We start from the raw sequence: 17672 nt of genomic DNA, 5'->3' as shown, positions 1-17672 counted from the left end.
AGCAGCCGGATGGGAGGATGGATGAGGAGGTGCGAATGGCGGATTCGAGTGGGCGGGACGTCCTCGGCGACCTGGCGGCAGCCGCGCACGAGCGTCACGTCGTGGTGGTCGGCGCCGGCATCGCGGGGCTCGTCGCGGCGCTGGAGTGCGCGAAGTTCGGCCTGCGCGTCACGCTGGTGGAGGCATCGGATCGCCTCGGGGGCACCCTCGCGCCGATCGACGTCGCGGGGCTCCGACTCGACGCCGCGGCCGAAGGCTGGTCGACGCGCGCCGGCGCGGTGCGAGCGCTCGCCATCGAGCTCGGGCTCGAGGACTCGATCGTCCCGGCTTCAGCCACCGCGACCTGGATCTCCGGTCTTCGCTCAGGAGCCGCGCCCCTCCCGGCGGAGACGGTCGTCGGCATTCCGCAGAACCCCTGGGACGAATCCGTCCGGCGCATCATCGGCTGGGGCGGCGCGTGGCGGGCTTTCCTCGATCGTGTGCGCCCACCCCTGACGATCGGCAAGGAGCGCAGCCTCGGCACGCTCGTCCGCACGCGCATGGGCGACGCCGTGCTCGAACGACTCGTCGCGCCGGTGAGCCTGGGCATCTACGGGACGCACCCTGACGACATCGACGTCGAAGCGGTCGCCCCGGGGCTCAGCACCGCACTCACCCGCACCGGCTCGCTGAGCGGGGCAGTGGCAGACCTGCTGGTCGACCGCGCTCCAGGCCCCACTCTCGAGACGATCGACGGCGGGATGCTGCGCCTGGTGCAGGCGGCCGAGTCGCGGCTCGTCGAACTGGGCGCAGACATCCGCGTCGGCGCACCGGTCGATTCGCTCGACAGGCTCGACGACGACCGATGGGCCGTGGTACTCCGAGCCGCAGAGGCTCCGCCGGTCGATCCCGCCGATCACGTCATCATCGCGACTCCCGAGGAGGCGGCGCGCGCTCTCCTGGGGCCGCTGGCTCCCGCACTCCCGCCCACCGCGCACCCAACGGAGCCGCTGGACGTCGTGACCCTCGTGGTCCGGGCTCCCCGGCTGGACGGTGCACCGCGCGGCGGAGCCGTCTACCCGGTGGCGGGCACCTCTCGCGCCGCCGGACTGATCCACTCCACTGCACGGTGGCCGTGGCTCGCGGCGACCGCGGGACCAGGGGTTCACGTGCTGAGGGTGGTGTTCGGCGCCGGCGGCTCGCCGGCCGCGACGCCGGCGCTGGACGACGCCGCAGCGACGACACTCGCCCAGGAGGAGGCATCCGCTCTCCTGGAGGCGCCGCTCACCGACGTGCTCGGGTCTGCGCGGGTGCGGCTGCACCCGGCGGGCCCAGCGTCCGCGCTCGGGCACCAGACGGCGACCGATGCCGCGCGCGCGGCAATCGACGCGGTGGGAGGGGTTTCTGCCGTCGGGGGATGGCTCGCGGGATCCGGTCTCGCCCAGGTGGTTCCGGATGCCGTCGCAATCGCGGACGATGCCCGCCGCCAGGCGCTCTGGGGTGAGACGTCGGCCTGACCTCGCCCACGATGGGGGTGGATGTGTCAAGGGCAGATGCCGGAATCGGCATGCCGGACTAACCTGGGACGACGCACCACCCGTCGAGCGTGAGGAGACGCCCATGAAAGGCAAGGTAGGACTCGTCATCGGACTCGCCGCCGGCTACGTGCTCGGCTCGCGTGCCGGTCGCGAGCGGTACGAGCAGATCAAAGCCCAGGCCGAGAAGGTCTGGAACCTCGAGCCTGTGCAGGAGCAGGTCACGAAAGCCAAGGAATTCGCCAAGTCCAGCGCCATGGCGCTCCCGTCGACCCTGTGGGACGGCGCCGTCAAGGTGACGAAGGCAGCCTCCGTCAAGGGGACGCCCTCGGAACGCTTCGACGCAGCGGTGAAGGCCGCCAAGACCTCTGCCGACGACGTGCAGCGCTCTGCCGACGTCAGCGCACAGGCAGCCGAAGACGCGATCGACGAGGCCCTCGACGACATCGCCACCCCGGGTCCCGGCGGCGCCTGATATGACGACTCCGCGCGGTTTCCGCGACCGCGCCGACGAGAGTCTGCTCACCCTCGTCGGCGAACTCCCTGAACTCGTCCGCAACCTCGTCACCGCCGAGATCGAAGCGGCCAAGGCGTGGGTGCGACGCACCTCGAAGGATGCGGGGATCGGCTCCGGCTGGATCGTCGGCGCGCTCTTCCTGCTCTTCTGGTCGATCCCCGCGCTCGGGGCGTTCATGGTCTACGGGCTGGCATCGTGGATGCCGCTGTGGGCCGCGGCGCTCACGGTCTTCGGTATCCTCCTTGTCGCAGCCATCGTGATGGGGCTCTTGGGGTACCTGAAGTGGAAGAAAGTCGTCAAGAGCGAGAATCCCGTTCATTCGATCGTCAAGGATGTGGAGGCCGTTCGCGATGAGTTCTGAAGCCGTCGGTTCTGAAGTGGCGCGAGTCGAAGCGGTCGTGCTTCCGCGCACGGCCGTTCCCCTGGGCCTCACCGATCCCGTGGAGCGCGCCCGCGCCGAGCTCAAGGCCGCTTTGGCTGCCATCGAGGAGAAGGGGAACGTGCCCCGGCGTGTCTCCCGCGCGAGCGACCGCTTCGCGGCGCGGGCTCGCGTGTTCGCGAAGGACGAGCCGGTCACAGCCACGGCGGCGGTGATCGCGAGCGCGGCGCTGGTGGGGGCCATCGTCTGGGCGATCGTTCGGTCGTACTCCCGCTGACCAGGCACTCCGATGATGTCCGCAGGCCGAGCCGACGCCCCCGCAAAGCTGGGAGTATGCTCGGAACGAGGCAGTGCGATGGTGCGGATGCTGCCGACGGCGAGAATCCCGGCCCTCGGTGATTCCACCTCGCTGGTCGGCTGCTCGATACACGGGGCGGCTGGCTGAGCAGTACGCACGGGAGTCGACCCCATGAATGCATCACCACAGCACACCGCAGCCAAGCCGCTCGCTGGACGGCGCGTGCTCGTACCCCGCGGTGGACCCTGGGGTGACAGCGTCGCCGCATCCCTGCGCCGTCGCGGCGCGGTGCCGGTCATCGCCCCGCTGATCAACTTCGCGCCGAGCAACGACCCGGCCACTCTCGAGCAGGCGCTCGACGACCTGCAGTCGGGCCGCTTCGACTGGCTGACGCTCACCAGTGCGACGACTGTCGACGTGCTCTACTCCTATCGCGCGACGATCCCCGAGCGCACGAAGGTCGCCGCGGTCGGAGAGACGACCGCAGCCGCACTCACCGCCGTCGGCTACCGCGTCGACCTCGTGCCCGACCGGGACAACTCCGCGGCGGGGCTCGCCGAGCAGATGCTGGCCCTCGAGGCCGAGCCTCGCGACATCCTGACCCTCCGCAGCGAGATCGCGAAGCCTGTTCTGACGCGGATGCTCGCCGAGGCGGGCCACCGCGTGCGCAGCGTCGTGGCCTACCGCACCGTCGGGGTCCCCGTGACGGACCGGATCGCCGAAGATGTCCGCAACGGGCGCATCAACGCCATCCTCGTGACGAGCGGGTCGGTCGCCGACCAGGTCCACGCGCAGTTTCCCGAGATTCCGGCGGGCACGCTGATCGCGGCGATCGGTCCGCGCACCGCCAAGGACGCGCGCCGGGCCGGTCTCGCCGTCGATATCGTGGCCGACAGGCAGACGGTGGATGCCCTGCTGGATGCGGTCGAGAAGTTCCCGCTGCCCCAGCCCGCAGACCAGTTCGCCCGCTGATCTTCGGGTTCCGACAAAGGGATCGTTGCGGTCCTGTGAGCAAACGCACCCCTTCGGGCCGCTCGGCCGCTGGCAGACTAGTCGCATGGTGACGCTCCTCCTCGACTCGACCCGCCTGGAGGTCGTCCTGTCGCCGACGGAGCGGCTCCTCGCATTCCACAAGGGGAATGTCACGGTCGAGCGCACGGCCATCTCGAAGGTGCAGCTCACCGATGACGCGTGGACGTGGCTTCGCGGAGTGCAGAGCCCCGGCACCTACCTGAAGGGCGTCGCAGCGATGGGGACGTGGAAGTCCACAGGCGGTGCCGATTTCGCGGTCATCCGCCGACACCGCGCGGGAGTCGTGATCGACCTCGACGGCCATCCCGAGTTCGAACGGCTCGTGCTCACCACTCGTCATGGCCTGGCGCTCGTGCAGGCGCTGCGTCTCGATGTTCCGGACGAGGCGGCGGACGTCGCCGACATCGCCGCCGAGGCGAAGCGCGCTCGCGCACCCAAGCGGTCCGCGGTCAAGCCGGCCCCGGCTGCGGGCTGAGCCGGCTCTGGGCCAGGCCGGGCCCCGACGCGCGGTTCAGCTGACGTCGCGCCGCCAGCTCGCCAGGTAGCCGAGCAGCACGAGCACCGCGCCGTAGGCCAGGAGGACGAGTCCGCCGACCCACCATTCGAGGGCATCGTCCATCGCCCCCGGTGCCATGCCGGTGAACACGCTCGCGCCGACCAGTGCATCGCTCGCCGCTCCGGGCAGGTAGCCGACCACCCGCTGGAGGCCCTCGACGAAGGATGCCGCCGCCCGTGCCACCGGCTCGATGAACTGCGTGAAGACGAGCACGCCGACGATCGCGCCGACCTGGTTGCGCACCAGCGCGCCGATGCCGATGCCGATGAAGACCCACAGCACGTAGGCGAGCAGCATCCGTCCGAACATCGTCCAGGTGTCGACCGACGAGAGCTCAGTCGACAGGCCGTATCCGGCGAGGAACGCGGCGGAGGGAGCAACGGCGGCGATCACGCCGATCACTCCGTAGAGGAGACCCAGCAGAGCGCCCACGACGAGCTTGCCCCCCAGCACCGTGCCGCGCCGCGGCGTGGCGAGGAACGTGGGGGTGAGGGTGCTGTGGCGGAACTCGGCCGTCACCATCAGGGTGCCGATGAGCAGGGGGAAGACGTAGCCCACCGACGTCGCCGTGCTGTACAGCATCTGGGCGAGGCCGTCCTCGGGCGCTTGCGGCGCGTCTCCGCCGAGGGCTCCCGTGGCCGACATCGACAGCACGAAGGCGAGCACCGCCGCTGTGAATCCGATGTAGGCGAAGAGCACGACCGCGAGCACCCACCATGCCGACGTCGTGAACTGCTTGGTCGTCTCGGACCGGGTCGTCGCTGCGAGCGTCATCGCTGCTCGCCCCCTTCGCTCGTGTCGTCGTCCCCTCGCTCGGCATCCGCCCACTCCGGGGAGAGGTCGCCGATCGGGCCGGACGAGCCGGCATCCGCGTCCCAGCTGGTGTCGGGGTTGTCGTCGCTGTCCGCGTCCGCATCGCCCGGGGGATCGGAATCGGGATGCTGTGCACTCGGCTCGTCCGCATCTCGGGCGTCGCCGCCATCCGACGTGTCGGTGTCGCTGTCGTCGCCGGTGGCGCGGCTCTCGGCGGTCGCGGAGAGCGGCTCGGGCTGCTCATGCCAGTGCGGGGACGAGCCGCCGAGGTCGGTGGCCGCCGGCGTCTCCATCGCACTCACCAGAGGCTGTCCGCCGGTCGGGGTCGCCGGCTCACCGGCATCCAGTCCCTCGTCGAAGGATCCGAAGAACCGATCGGCCTCGACGTCGGATTCCAGCTTGACGTAGGTCTCCCAAGGCCGATCCGAGTCCTCGGGGATCGACGTCGCAGGCTCGCCCTGGAGATCCTCGGAGGTGCCCTCTTCGGCTTCGTCGGGTGCCTGCTCCGCGTCGCGCTCGGGCAGAGACCCGCCTTCGGTCTCCCGCGCGACGGCAGCGGCAACCGGCATCGCTCCCGTCCACTCGGCGGGAGCCCGCCATTCCACCGGCTCCGCCCACCCGGCGGGCGGCTTCCATTCCCGCTCTGCGGGGCGCACCGGCGCGACCGGCCCGGACTCGGAATCGGATCCCTCGTCCGCGTGGCTGTCTGCGTCCCCGTTCGAAGCGGCACCGCCGGGCGCGTCGGCATCGGCGGGATCGTCCACGCCCCCGTCGTCGCCGTCCGCGTCATCCACGTCCTCAGAGCCGGCTTCGTCAGCGGGACGGTCGGCCTCGGCCTCGGCCGTACCAGCCGTCGTGCCAGCCGCTTCGGCGGTGTCCGCCGCCGCGGCGGCCTCGGCCGGCGGGATGATGTCGATGATGCCGGTGCTCGCGACGGCGAAGGCGGCGGCACCGGGTGACGGAGTCTCGTTCGCTCCGGAGTGCGCAGCCTCGAGCTCGTCCCCGCTGTCCTCGCCCCAGGCGCCATCACCAGGGGAACCCGCATCCCCGGGAGCATGCTCGGCGACGCCGGGGACGATCTCGTCATCACCCACGACATCGTCGATGACAGCGTCGGCGTCGGAACCGTGGATCGCCTCAGCGCCGGGTGCCGAGGCATCCCTCTCGTCTGCGGCATCTGCGGCATCTGCGGCGTCGGCGACAGCGACCGCTGCGACAGCGCCTGCGGCCGCGGCGGGGACGGTGCCGTCCGTCAGGGCGCCGGCATCCGGAGCCTGCCCTGCGGGCTCAGCGGTGGTCGGGTGCACGCGCGTGCCGTTGACGAGGTCGAGGAAGATCTCTTCGAGGGCGGGCCCTCGACGCTGCAGCGCCGAGAGCGCGACGCCGGCATCGGCGGCGATCTGACCGACCTGGGCCGGCTCGAGCCCGCGCACCGTCAGACCCGAGCGCAGGACGTCGAAGTCGACGCCCGCGGCATGCAGAGCGGCAGAGAGCGCGCCCCGATCCCCGGCATCGGCCACAGTCGCGTACTCGGAAGGGTCGGCGAGGTCGGTCAGCGCGCCTTCGAACACGAGCTTCCCGGCCGAGAGGATGAGGAGGGAGTCGACCGTCTGCTGCACCTCGGCGAGCAGGTGCGACGAGACGAGCACCGTGCGTCCCTGGCGGGCGAGGTCGCGCAGGAGGCCGCGCATCCACTTGATGCCCTCAGGATCGAGCCCGTTCGCCGGCTCATCGAGCACGAGCACTCCGGGATCGCCCAGGAGGGCGTAGGCGAGGCCGAGGCGCTGGCGCATGCCCAGGGAGTACCCGCCGACCTTGCGTCCGCCGACGTCGCCGAGCCCCACCAGGCCGAGAGCGTCGTCGACGCGCGACGTCGGCAGGCCCGCGGCCTGCGCGTAGACCTTCAGGTGGTTGGCGGCGGTCCGGCCCGGATGGAAGCTCGATGCCTCGAGCACCGCTCCGACGTTCTGGAGGGGGTGCCTGAGCTGGGCGTAGGGCACACCGCCGATCGTCGCGGTGCCCTGCGTGGCGCGCACGAGACCGAGGAGGATCCGCAGGGTGGTCGTCTTCCCGGCGCCATTGGGGCCGAGGAATCCGGTGACCCGTCCTGGTTCGACGCGGGCGCTGAAGGAATCCACGGCGGTGACCGCGCCGAAGCGCTTGGTGACCGCAGCGAACTCCAGCAACTGTCCTTCGGGCATGGCGAACCCTCTCGTGGTCATGAAGCCGTTCCCCCCATCCTGGCGGATAGTCGTGCCCGACCGCGGGAACGCGGCACCTCCCTGTCCGCGTCGTTGCGGGCGGGGCGCACGATCCGGGGGGAACGGTAGCGTGGCTCCCGTGAGCGTACCGGGAGACGAGTCGGAGCAGAAGGTGCTCGTTCGGGCGAGTGGATCGCTCGGGCGGCTCACGCTCAACCGGCCACGGGCCATCAACGCGCTCGACCTCGACATGATCCGGTCGCTCAGCGCCGCCCTCGACGACTGGGAGCACGACACCGACATCGACACGGTGCTGCTCGACGGCGCGGGCGAACGTGGCCTCTGCGCGGGCGGAGACGTGCGCGGACTCTACGAACGCACGATCGATGGCGCCGCAGAGGAGTCGGCGGTGTTCTTCCGCGAGGAGTACGCCCTGAACGCCCGCATCGCGGAGTACCCCAAGCCGTTCGTCGCCTTCGCGGACGGCATCACGATGGGGGGCGGCATCGGCCTCGCGGGCCACGCATCGGTCCGGATCGTCACGGAGCGCTCGCGGCTCGCAATGCCCGAGACGCGCATCGGCTTCACGCCGGACGTCGGCGGCACGTGGCTGCTGTCCCGGGCTCCGGGCAGGCTCGGCGAGTATCTGGGCCTCACCGGTCAGGTGATGGACGCCTCGGATGCGATCTACGCGGGGTTCGCCGACCACTTCGTCCCCTCGGCGCACCTCGACGGGCTGCGCGAGGCGCTCCAGACCCGCGCGGATCCGAGTAATCCTGCGGAGCTCGTGCTGCTCTTCGATGAGACGCCGCCCGCGTCGAGGCTCGAGTCGGCCCGCGCCTGGATCGACGACGCCTTCGAAGCCGACACGGTGAGCGAGATCGTCGAGCGGCTCCGAGCGCGCCCCGAACCTGAGGCGATCGCCGCGGCGGATGTGCTGGCCGAGCTCGCGCCCACCGCGCTCGTGGTGACCCTCGAAGCGATCCGCCGTGCGCGCGAGCTTCCCGACCTCCGTTCCGTGCTCGTCCAGGAGTACGGGCTCGTCCTCTGGTTCGCCACGAGTCACCCCGACCTCGCCGAGGGCATCCGCGCCCAGCTGGTCGACAAGGACCGGTCGCCGCGCTGGCAGCCTGCCACGCTGGACGAGCTCGCTCCGGATGCCGCGGCATCCGCTCTCGCCTACTCGCCGGCGACCCCGCTCTGGGGCTGAGAGGTCCTCCCGCATGTTCGACTCGCCCCTCTCCGCCTCGGCCTACCAGGTGCTCGACGTCGAGCCCACGGTGGACGAGGAGATGCTGCGCAAGGCCTACCGGCTGAGACTGCGCCAGACCCATCCCGACACCGGCGGCGAGGCGGCCCAGTTCATCCAGGTCCAGCGCGCGTGGGAGCTCGTCGGAACCCCCGAAGCGCGAGCGGCCTACGACCGCGGTCACGGCTTCGGCGCGCACGCGGCGCCGTCGTTCAGCCCCGATGCCCCGGCGTGGCGTCCCCCGTCACGGCCGGCCGACACCCGGCCCCGCGCCCGCTCGTATGGTCAGCCGGGCGGCTGGCGGCGCGAGCGCTACCTGGTCCTCATGCGGGAATGGGTAGGGCGCGGGGTGGAGCTCGACGACCCGTACGACCCCGCGCTCGTGCGGCGGGCGCCGCGACAGCTGCGGCGGATGCTCGCGGATGCTCTGGCCGAGGAGGCGACGGCTCGGATCGTGGCGGACCTCGGCATGGGCTATACCGTGTGGCACGACGTCGCCGCAGGGCGCGAGCCCGACGAGAAGGTCGATCACCTCGTGCTCGGCCCGAGTGGCCTCTATGGGGTGCTGTCCGAGGATTTCGGCGGACCGGTGCGGATCCGCCGTGGCGAGCTCTTCGGCGAAGGGGTGGAGGGCACGCCCGTGGCGACCCTGACCTCGCGCATGCGCGCCGTCGCGCGAGCGGCCCGCATCCGCTTCAGCGGAGCGATCGTCGTGCTTCCCGACGACGACCTGGAGCATCCGATCGAGGAGATCGGCCGCGTGCGAGGCGTGCCGGTCGCTGTGATCGCGCGCAGCGCGCTGGCCACGATGCTGCGCCGTGGCCTGACCGGTGCCAGGGAGATCGGCGGCAACGAGGTCTTCGACGTGCGGACGCGCCTGCAGCACGCCGTGCGACACGTTTAGCGGCGAGTCGGTCAGTCAGCCCGTCAGGTCAGTCAGCCCGTCAGGTCAGTCGGCCAGCCCGGTCAGTCCGCCCGTCAAGTCAGTCGGCCAGGCCGAAGAGCTCGAGCGGGTGCCCGAGGCGCCACCACCCTGAGGGTGGATCGATGTCGCCGACGAGACTCGCCTCGACCGTCGACGAGCCGAGCGGACCCGTCACCGTCAGGGTGCCGACCCTGTCGCCGGCATCGCGGTCGTCTCCCAGCGAGAGATCGCTGGCGACGGTGCCCGTCGCCCCGTTCCACAGCACGACGGAGGCGTCGGCATCCGTCTTCACCTCGACGTGCTCACCCCACGCGGTGTCGATCACGCCGACCGTCGTCCCGGCCAGGACCGAGGGCCGCAGCTGCAGCTCCTGCTCGAGCTGCGCGAACAGCGCACGGGTCGCATCGACGCGGGCGTCGTCGTCGTCCTGGCCGAGCACCGCGGCGTAGAGGCGCACAGGGGTGTCGCCGACGGTGATGTTCTTGGCGGCCAGCAGGTTGAAGTCGTCGAGCGACCCGGTCTTGACGCCGATGACGCCGGCATCGGCGAGCAGGCCGTTCGTGTTCGTGACGTGGCCCGCGCCCGGCAGGTCGGTCGAGGTCTTCGCGACGATCTCGGCGATGACGGGGTTGGCGAGCGCCTTCTGCGCGAGGGTGATGAGGGATGCTGCGCTCGCCCGGTCGCGGGAGTCGAACCCCGTCGGCTCCACCACCGTGATCCCGGGCACGCCGTGCACCTCGAGCCAGGTGCGCGCCGCGCTGGCGTAGACGGCGTCACTCGGCCACAGGAGCCCCGCGAGCTTGTCGGCGTAGTTGTTGGCGGAACCGATCAGCATGCCCTCGAGCAGCTGGTACTCCGTGAGGGTGCCACCGACCGGGACGTCGAGGGCCGACTCCCCACGCGAGCGGTACCCCCAGTAGCGAGAGCGATCGGCCGACGTGAACGCGTATTCCTCCCCCTGCTCGCCGACCGCGAGCGGGAGTTCCTCGAGCACGAGGAGTGCGGTGACGACCTTCGTGATGCTCGCGATGGGGACGGCATCCTGAGCGGAGGCGAGTGTGCCGTCGAAGCCGGTCACCGCGACGGCGCCCGATCCTTCGGCCGGCCATGCGATGGCCGTGGCGGGGGCGGGCGCGGAGTCGACCTGCACGGCCTCGATCTCGGGCGCGACCGCGTGAAGCGGCCAGAGCAGCGTGGTGCCGGAATAGGCGCCGATGAGCGCGGCGATGATCGCGATCGGCACGAGCACGCCGGCCCGGAACGGCGAGCGCCGGGGGGCGCGAGCGAGCAGGTCGGCTCCTACAGCGACATAGGAGGTCGCTGCCGCCGAGAGATCGCGCGGCGCCAGGGCCGTCTGTGCGACGGTCGTCTCATCGACCCACTGCAGGGCGATGCGCGGCGTCTTCACGGGGCGGCGGGGCTCTTTGCCGGGCTTGCCCGGCTTCCCGGGCTGGGGTTCTCCCAGCGCGGCCGCGGCACCCTCGTCGAAGGGCGGCTGATCAGACTCCTGCACCGGCGCCTCACCCGTCTCTGCACGCGCCGAGCGTCGCGTCGGAGGCGTGTCAGCGAGAGTCACTCGCCTAAGATACCGCGCCGGGCTGGACTATGATCTTCCTACAACCACGGGAGTCCGGTGTGCCGGGCTGAGAGGAAGCGACCACGCTTCGACCGTCGAACCTGATCTGGATCATGCCAGCGCAGGGAGGAGAGAAATGAACGTTTCCACGTCTGCCGTCGAGACTGCTCCGGCGCCCACCCGGAACTTCCGGTGGAGGGTCGTCGACATCGTCGTCGCCAGTGTCCTCGGCGTCGCGTCGGGCCTCGTGTTCCTGCTCTGGAACATCGCGTATCGCGGTCCGAGCGCGCTGCTCGAGCCCCTCCTCCCGGGACTCCAGGGGCTCCTGGACGGCCCGTGGCTGTTCGCCGGGGTGCTGGGTGCGCTCATCATCCGCAAGCCGGGTGCGGCGATCTACACCGAGGTCATCGCGGCTGCCGTCTCGGCCATCACCCTCATCGGCAACACCTGGGGCGCGGCGCTCACCATCGAAGCCGGGCTCATCCAGGGCCTCGGCGCCGAGCTCGTCTTCCTCATCTTCGCCTACCGGCTGTGGAACCTCCCCGTGGCGATCCTCGCGGGCGCGGCCGCCGCGCTCGCGGGCGGACTGAACAACCTGGTGCTCTGGTACGCGGGCGCCGACCTCGCCTTCACCGTCACCTACCTCATCAGCACCGTCATCTCGGGTGCGCTCATCGCGGGGGCCCTCCCGTGGGTGCTCACCCGGGGGCTCGCCTCGACCGGAGCCCTCGATCGCTTCGCGTCGGGTCGCGAGTCCCGCGTGCGCGTCTAGCGTGACCTCGTCCGCAGCATCACCGGCCGCCGTCGAGGCGCGGGGCTGGGGATGGCGGCACGCCAGCAGAAGGGCATGGGCGATCCGGGATGCCTCGTTCCGCATCGAACCGGGCGAGCGGGTGCTGCTGCTCGGCGCATCAGGCTCGGGCAAGTCGACGCTGCTGCAGGGCCTCGCCGGAGTGCTCGGCGGGGACGACGACGGTGAGGCAGCCGGCGAGCTGCTCGTGGCCGGCCGGGCCGCGGCATCCGCTCGGGGGATCTCGGGACTCGTCCTGCAGGACCCTGACGCCCAGGTCGTCCTCGCACGGGTGGGCGACGACGTCGCCTTCGGCTGCGAGAACCTCGGGGTGCCGCGAGCGGAGATCTGGCCGCGAGTGCAGGAGGCGCTCGACGATGTGGGGCTCGATGTGCCGCTCGACCGGCCGACCAAGGCCCTGTCGGGCGGCCAGAAGCAGCGCCTCGCGCTCGCGGGCGCTCTCGCCATGCGGCCCGGCCTGCTGCTGCTCGACGAGCCGACGGCGAACCTCGATCCCGCGGGGATAGCCGAAGTGCGCGGAGCCGTCGACCGTCTGCTGCAGCGGCATCCCGCGACCCTGGTCGTGGTCGAGCACCGGGTGGATGTCTGGCTCCCTCTCGTCTCACGGGTGATCGTCCTCGGCGAGGGGGGAGTGGTCGCCGACGGCGCGCCCGCTGACGTGCTCGTCCGCGAGGGTGCGCGGCTGGCCGCCCAGGGGGTCTGGGTGCCCGGCATCCCGCCCGCCGTGCCGCCGGCGCCCGCCGCGGCAGCCGGCGAGACGCTTCTGGCAGCCCGCGGGCTGGCGGTCGCGCGGGTGCAGGGTCATCCCGTCGCCGAAGGCATCGATCTCGCCGTGCGCCCGGGTGAGGTGCTGGCGGTCACCGGCCCGAACGGGGCCGGCAAGTCGACACTCGGGCTGACCCTGGCAGGGCTGCTGAAACCCGCCGCAGGCGAGCTCGTTGCGACCCCCGCACTAGCAGGGGATGCCGGGGCCACGCCCATCCGATGGCGCTCGCGTCAGCTGCTCACACGCATCGGCACGGTCTTCCAGGACCCCGAGCACCAGCTCCTCGCTCGGACCGTGCGTGACGAGCTCGAGGTGGGGCCGCGCGCCCTCGGGCTCGACGCGGCGCAGACCTCGGAGCGCATCGACGAGCTGCTGGTCCGGCTGCGTCTCGACCGCCTGGCGGAGGCGAATCCCTTCACGCTCTCGGGCGGGGAGAAGCGGCGCCTCACGGTCGCGGCGGCGATCGCCACGAGGCCCCGCGTGCTCGTGCTGGATGAGCCGACCTTCGGCCAGGACGCGCGCACGTGGGCTGAGCTCGTCGCCCTTCTCGCCGGACTCCGCGACGGACTCGACGGCGACGAGCGCTCGGCGATCGTCACCATCACCCACGACCTGGATGTCGTGCAGGCCCTCCGCGCGCGTGTGCTCGAGATGGCGGCATCCGCATGACCCTTCTCGATTCGCGCGCTCGCACCGGAGTGGTTGCGCGCCTGAACCCGGTGGCGAAGCTCGGTGCGAGCACGCTCATCGCCCTGCCGCTCGTGCTGACGCTCGACTGGGTCTCGGCGCTGGTCGCACTCGTGCTGGAGTGCCTGCTCTTCCCGTTCGCGGGGATCGGATGGCGGGAGTTCTGGCTGCGGACGTGGCCGGTGTGGGTCGCCGCACCGCTCACCGCGCTGACCATCGCGCTCTACGGGCAGACATCGGGTGAGGTCTACGTCGACTGGTTCCTCGTGCAGATCAGCGAGGGATCGATCGAGCTCGCCGTCGCGACGCTCCTGCGTGTGCTGGCGATCGCCCTGCCGTCGGTCGTGCTGTTCGTGACGGTGGACCCGACCGATCTGGCCGATGGACTCGCTCAGGTGCTGCGGCTGCCCGCCCGCTTCGTGCTCGGCGCGCTCGCCGGGCTGCGCATGGTCGGGCTCTTCATGGACGACTGGCGGGCGCTCGAGCTCGCGCGGCGCGCACGCGGGGTCGCCGACCGCGGGCGCATCCGGCGCTTCCTGGGGATGGCGTTCGCGCTGCTCGTGCTCTCGATCCGGCGCGGATCGAAGCTCGCGACGTCGATGGAGGCGCGCGGCTTCGGCGCGCCGGGCGCACGCACCTGGGCTCGCGAGTCGGCGTTCGGCTGGCGGGAATGGATGCTGATGGCCATCGCTGCCGCGATCTCGACCGTCGCGGTCGCCGCAGCGCTCGCGGCGGGCACGTGGAACTTCATCATCGGGCCGGGGTGAAGCCGGCGGCTCGCGGCCTGCTTCGCGCTCGGGGCCGGCATCGGGCTCGGGGCCGGCTTCAGGCTCGGGGCCGGCTTCAGGCTCGGGGCCGGCTTCGGGCTCGGGGCCGGCTTCAGGCTCGCGGCTAGACCTCGGGGCCGGCTTCAGGCTGGCGGCTAGACCTCGGGCTGCGGCGACAGACCGGCGTACTCGTCGCGCAGCGCCGGGAAGTAGTCATCCCAGGCCACGGCAGCAGCATCCCGGCCCTCATGGACCTCCTGGGCGCGGTCGAGGTAGTACTCCCACCCCGGGCCGATCGACCCGAGATCGTCGCCGGGTGCGAGGATCTGCCCGAACCTCAGCGTCGTGACGGCGGCGACCTCGTCGAGTTCGAACCACAGCCGCCACGCGCCGGCCTGCTCGCCGGCGATGCCGGCGAACCGGCGGGGCCGATCGCATTCGACGATCGTGTACCGCTGCGGCTCGGGGTCGTCGCTCTCGGCGGTCATGAAGAACGACACGTGGCCGGTGGTCGGATCGCCCTCCCAGTAGCCGATCCAGTCGCGCAGCCAGTGCGTGTCGGTCATCGTCTGCCACACCGACTCGGCGGGCGAGCCGAAGGTGCGCGTGATGACGAGGTTCGGCTCGCCGTCGATCGTGCGGAGGTCGCCGGTGCGGATCGGAGTCATGTCGCGTTCCAGAGCTTTCGGTAGAAGTCCATGCGCTCAGGGTCAGGCTCGATGCCATAGGCCGCGAGGAGGTCGGCCTCCCATCCCGGTCCATAGTTCCATGCCGTGCTCATCGTCGCCACGCCTGATCCGCCCAGCGATCGGCGCCGCCGAGCGCGGTCTCCCACCGGGCGGGCATCCCGGGCTAGCCTGGTGGCAGTCGTCGGCACTGAGGTGAGACGCAGTCCCGCCTATGCTGGAACTGAATGCCAGAACAGCCGGTTCGAAGGAGAACGTATGGACATCTCGGGCGCAGCAGCCCTCGTGACGGGCGGGGCCAGCGGACTGGGACTCGCGACGGCGCGAAGGCTGGCAGAAGCGGGAGCCGCGGTCACCATCGTCGACCTGCCTGCCTCAGCCGGAGCCTCCGTCGCGGAGGAGCTGGGCGGGTCCTTCGCGGCCGCTGATGTCACCGACCCCGAGCAGGTCGCCGCGGCCGTGGCGCAGGCATCCGAAGCCGGTCCCCTGCGTGTGGTCGTCAACTGCGCGGGCATCGCTCCCCCCGCGAAGGTCCTCGACCGCGAAGGCAATCCGTCGCCGCTCGCGGACTTCGAGCGGATCGTGCGGATCAACCTCGTGGGCACCTACAACGTCATCGCCCAGGCATCTGCCGCCATCGTCAGGACCGAGCCGACCGAGGGCGGCGACCGCGGGGTCATCGTGAGCACGGCGAGCGTCGCGGCGTTCGACGGCCAGATCGGGCAGCCGGCCTACTCGGCGAGCAAGGGCGGGGTGCACGCCATGACGCTGCCCATCGCGCGCGAGCTCGCGCGCTACGGCATCCGGGTGCTGACGATCGCGCCGGGCATCATGGAGACCCCCATGCTCGCCGGGCTCCCCCAGGCGGCGCAGGACTCGCTCGGCGAGCAGGTGCCGTACCCGCAGCGCCTCGGGCGACCCGACGAGTACGCGAAGCTCGTGCTCTCGATCATCGACAACGGGTATCTCAACGGCGAGACGATCCGCCTCGACGGCGCGATCCGCATGGCGCCGAAATGACCTCGCCGCGGGCCTGCAGAACTCCTTCACGCCGACACGCTCCGTTCCCGGAGACCGCGGGAATTCGGGGCGCCCGCGTGCCCGCTCACGCGGATCGACGGAGTTGCGCCGCAGGACACCAGGAAAGGACCTACGCATGACCGACTCGATCCTCATCTCGCGCGAGGGTGCACTCGCTCGCGTGACCTTCAACCGACCCGCATCCCTCAACGCGATGGACTTCGCGATGGGCGAGCGGTGGCGCGATGTCGCCCACGAGCTGACGTCCGATCCCGCGGTCGGAGCGATCATCCTGGATGCTGCGGGCCCGGCCTTCTGCGCGGGCGGCGACGTCATCGCGATGGCGACCTCGCAGGCCACCGGCGCGGATGTCACTGCGGCGGCGCACGTCATCCACGACGGCATCCGCACCTTCGTCCAGTCCGACAAGCCCATCGTCGCCGCCGTGCAGGGCGCGGTGGCGGGCGGGGGTCTCGGGCTCATGCTGACCGCGGACTACATCGTGGCGTCGGACTCGTCGAGGTTCGTCAGCAGGTACGCCAACATCGGCCTGACGCCGGACCTCGGAGTCTCGACGCTGCTGCCCGCCGCGATCGGCCAGCGCCGCGCGCTTGCGCTGCTGCTGCAGGACACCGCGATCGACGCCGCCACGGCGCTGGACTGGGGGCTCGTCACCGAGGTCGTGCCGGCGGCCGAGGTGGCGTCGCGCGCCGAGGCGGTCGCCCGGTTCTGGCTCGACAACGCCACCGGGGCGTTCGGGCAGGCCAAGCGGCTGATCCGCACCGGAGCGGACCGGCCGTTCGAGGCGAACCTCGCCGACGAGGCTGCGTCGATCGGCGCCCGCTTCGACACCGCTGAATCCCGCGCCCGGGTCGCCGCGTTCGCGGCGGCGTCGGCCAAGTCCGCGCGCTCATCCTGACGTTAGCCCGTGCTCTCACCGAGAGCCCGCGTCATCCGCGCGAGCGGCGGGTGCTTTCGGTGACAGCACGGGCTATCACCGCCAACGAAAGGCTCACACCATGACCGACCCCTTGACGCGACCGGCTTCGCTCGCCGGCAAGACGATCCTCATGTCCGGCGGCAGCCGCGGCATCGGCCTGGCGATCGCCCTGCGTGCGGCGCGCGACGGCGCCAACATCGCCCTGCTCGCGAAGACCGACACCCCGCATCCCAAGCTCGAGGGCACGGTGCACACCGCCGCGCAGCAGATCCGGGATGCCGGAGGCCGGGCCCTCCCGATCGTCGGCGATGTGCGCAACGACGATGACATCACACGGGCGGTCCTGGAGACGCAGGGCGAGTTCGGCGGCATCGACATCGTCGTCAACAACGCCAGCGTCATCGATCTGTCCGGCTCCATGGAGCTCGCCGCGAAGAAGTACGACCTCATGCAGGGCGTCAACGTGCGCGGGACCTTCCTGCTCTCGCGCGCGGCCGTCCCGATCCTGCGCGACAGTGCCAACCCGCACATCCTGTCGCTGTCGCCGCCGCTGAACCTCTCGCCGAAGTGGCTCGGCGCGCACACCGGCTACACCCTCGCGAAGTACGGCATGACGATGGCGACGCTCGGCCTTGCCGCAGAGTTCGCGAAGGACGGCATCGCGGCCAACACCCTCTGGCCGCGCACGACGATCGCGACGGCCGCGGTACTGTTCGCGCTCGGCGGCGACCGGATGATGAAGGCGAGTCGAACCGCCGACATCTATGCCGACGCGGCGTACGAGGTCCTCATCAAGCCCGCCCGCGAGTACACGGGGCAGACGCTCATCGTCGAGGACGTGCTCACGGATGCCGGCATCACCGACTTCTCCGGCTACGCGGCGGTTCCCGGCACGCCTGACGAAGAGCTGTTCCCCGACATCTTCCTCGACTGAC

General features: G+C 71.3%; 18 protein-coding genes and 1 riboswitch. Of the genes, 14 read left to right on the top strand and 4 right to left on the bottom strand.

From position 1 onward, the window contains the following. Positions 1 to 35: 35 nt before the first annotated feature. From AC1DP3_RS00610 to AC1DP3_RS00585, 6 genes are all read left to right on the top strand, one after another. Positions 36 to 1496, top strand: a complete 1461-nt coding sequence (locus AC1DP3_RS00610; RefSeq protein ID WP_477290232.1) for a protoporphyrinogen/coproporphyrinogen oxidase — start codon at positions 36 to 38, stop codon at positions 1494 to 1496. A 103-nt stretch (positions 1497 to 1599) separates the two neighbouring features. Then, positions 1600 to 1989 (top strand): hypothetical protein, encoded by a 390-nt coding sequence (locus AC1DP3_RS00605; protein WP_477290230.1) that lies wholly within the window; start codon positions 1600 to 1602, stop codon positions 1987 to 1989. 1 nt (position 1990) lies between these two features. Continuing rightward, positions 1991 to 2392: a phage holin family protein gene (locus AC1DP3_RS00600; protein WP_477290229.1), complete on the top strand. Its 402-nt coding sequence runs from the start codon at positions 1991 to 1993 to the stop codon at positions 2390 to 2392. Further along, positions 2382 to 2687, top strand: coding sequence for an RNA-binding protein (locus AC1DP3_RS00595; RefSeq protein WP_477290226.1), 306 nt, complete (start codon positions 2382 to 2384; stop codon positions 2685 to 2687). The genes AC1DP3_RS00600 and AC1DP3_RS00595 overlap by 11 nt, the downstream gene beginning before the upstream one ends. Before the next feature lie 192 nt (positions 2688 to 2879). Continuing rightward, entirely contained in the window at positions 2880 to 3680 is an 801-nt protein-coding gene (locus AC1DP3_RS00590) for a uroporphyrinogen-III synthase (RefSeq protein WP_477290224.1), read from the top strand. Between the two features lie 85 nt (positions 3681 to 3765). Next, positions 3766 to 4215 (top strand): hypothetical protein, encoded by a 450-nt coding sequence (locus AC1DP3_RS00585; RefSeq protein ID WP_477290222.1) that lies wholly within the window; start codon positions 3766 to 3768, stop codon positions 4213 to 4215. Between the two features lie 36 nt (positions 4216 to 4251). On the opposite strand, the gene AC1DP3_RS00580 is transcribed toward AC1DP3_RS00585, so the two are convergent. Beyond that, a complete protein-coding gene (locus AC1DP3_RS00580; RefSeq protein ID WP_477290220.1) occupies positions 4252 to 5070 on the bottom strand; it encodes an ABC-2 transporter permease in 819 nt (272 codons plus the stop codon). Further along, complete coding sequence (locus AC1DP3_RS00575; RefSeq protein ID WP_477290218.1) at positions 5067 to 7310, bottom strand: ATP-binding cassette domain-containing protein; 2244 nt, start codon at positions 7308 to 7310, stop codon at positions 5067 to 5069. Before AC1DP3_RS00575 ends, AC1DP3_RS00580 begins: the two co-directional genes overlap by 4 nt. A 139-nt stretch (positions 7311 to 7449) precedes the next feature. Here AC1DP3_RS00575 and AC1DP3_RS00570 point away from each other — a divergent pair, with 139 nt between their 5' ends. Next, entirely contained in the window at positions 7450 to 8520 is a 1071-nt protein-coding gene (locus tag AC1DP3_RS00570) for an enoyl-CoA hydratase/isomerase family protein (RefSeq protein WP_477290216.1), read from the top strand. A gap of 13 nt (positions 8521 to 8533) precedes the next feature. Beyond that, entirely contained in the window at positions 8534 to 9463 is a 930-nt protein-coding gene (locus AC1DP3_RS00565; protein WP_477290214.1) for a J domain-containing protein, read from the top strand. Between the two features lie 79 nt (positions 9464 to 9542). On the opposite strand, the gene AC1DP3_RS00560 is transcribed toward AC1DP3_RS00565, so the two are convergent. After that, a complete protein-coding gene (locus tag AC1DP3_RS00560) occupies positions 9543 to 11060 on the bottom strand; it encodes a D-alanyl-D-alanine carboxypeptidase family protein (RefSeq protein WP_477290212.1) in 1518 nt (505 codons plus the stop codon). A 36-nt stretch (positions 11061 to 11096) separates the two neighbouring features. Beyond that, positions 11097 to 11205: riboswitch (TPP riboswitch) on the top strand. Here AC1DP3_RS00560 and AC1DP3_RS00555 point away from each other — a divergent pair. The 3 genes from AC1DP3_RS00555 (at position 11197) to AC1DP3_RS00545 (ending at position 14091) form a co-directional block, all read left to right on the top strand. After that, complete coding sequence (locus AC1DP3_RS00555) at positions 11197 to 11832, top strand: ECF transporter S component (RefSeq protein ID WP_477290210.1); 636 nt, start codon at positions 11197 to 11199, stop codon at positions 11830 to 11832. (Overlaps the previous riboswitch by 9 nt.) A 1-nt stretch (position 11833) precedes the next feature. Continuing rightward, positions 11834 to 13306 carry an ABC transporter ATP-binding protein gene (locus AC1DP3_RS00550; RefSeq protein WP_477290208.1) on the top strand — a complete coding sequence of 491 codons (1473 nt, stop codon included), beginning with the start codon at positions 11834 to 11836 and terminating at the stop codon, positions 13304 to 13306. Beyond that, positions 13303 to 14091 (top strand): energy-coupling factor transporter transmembrane component T family protein, encoded by a 789-nt coding sequence (locus AC1DP3_RS00545; RefSeq protein WP_477290206.1) that lies wholly within the window; start codon positions 13303 to 13305, stop codon positions 14089 to 14091. Before AC1DP3_RS00550 ends, AC1DP3_RS00545 begins: the two co-directional genes overlap by 4 nt. A 155-nt stretch (positions 14092 to 14246) precedes the next feature. On the opposite strand, the gene AC1DP3_RS00540 is transcribed toward AC1DP3_RS00545, so the two are convergent. Next, entirely contained in the window at positions 14247 to 14759 is a 513-nt protein-coding gene (locus tag AC1DP3_RS00540) for an SRPBCC domain-containing protein (protein WP_477290204.1), read from the bottom strand. A 276-nt stretch (positions 14760 to 15035) separates the two neighbouring features. On the opposite strand from AC1DP3_RS00540, the gene AC1DP3_RS00535 reads away from it, so the two are divergent. The 3 genes from AC1DP3_RS00535 (at position 15036) to AC1DP3_RS00525 (ending at position 17671) form a co-directional block, all read left to right on the top strand. After that, positions 15036 to 15797, top strand: a complete 762-nt coding sequence (locus AC1DP3_RS00535) for an SDR family NAD(P)-dependent oxidoreductase (protein ID WP_477290202.1) — start codon at positions 15036 to 15038, stop codon at positions 15795 to 15797. A gap of 136 nt (positions 15798 to 15933) precedes the next feature. Further along, positions 15934 to 16716, top strand: a complete 783-nt coding sequence (locus tag AC1DP3_RS00530; protein ID WP_477290200.1) for an enoyl-CoA hydratase/isomerase family protein — start codon at positions 15934 to 15936, stop codon at positions 16714 to 16716. 100 nt (positions 16717 to 16816) lie between these two features. Beyond that, positions 16817 to 17671, top strand: coding sequence for an SDR family oxidoreductase (locus AC1DP3_RS00525; protein WP_477290198.1), 855 nt, complete (start codon positions 16817 to 16819; stop codon positions 17669 to 17671). The last annotated feature ends 1 nt before the right edge of the window (position 17672 follow it).

This window comes from Microbacterium sp. P5_B6 (assembly GCF_056400345.1).
The sequence above is the reverse complement of the archived record's forward strand: the minus strand, read 5'-3'. Positions and strand labels throughout refer to the sequence as shown.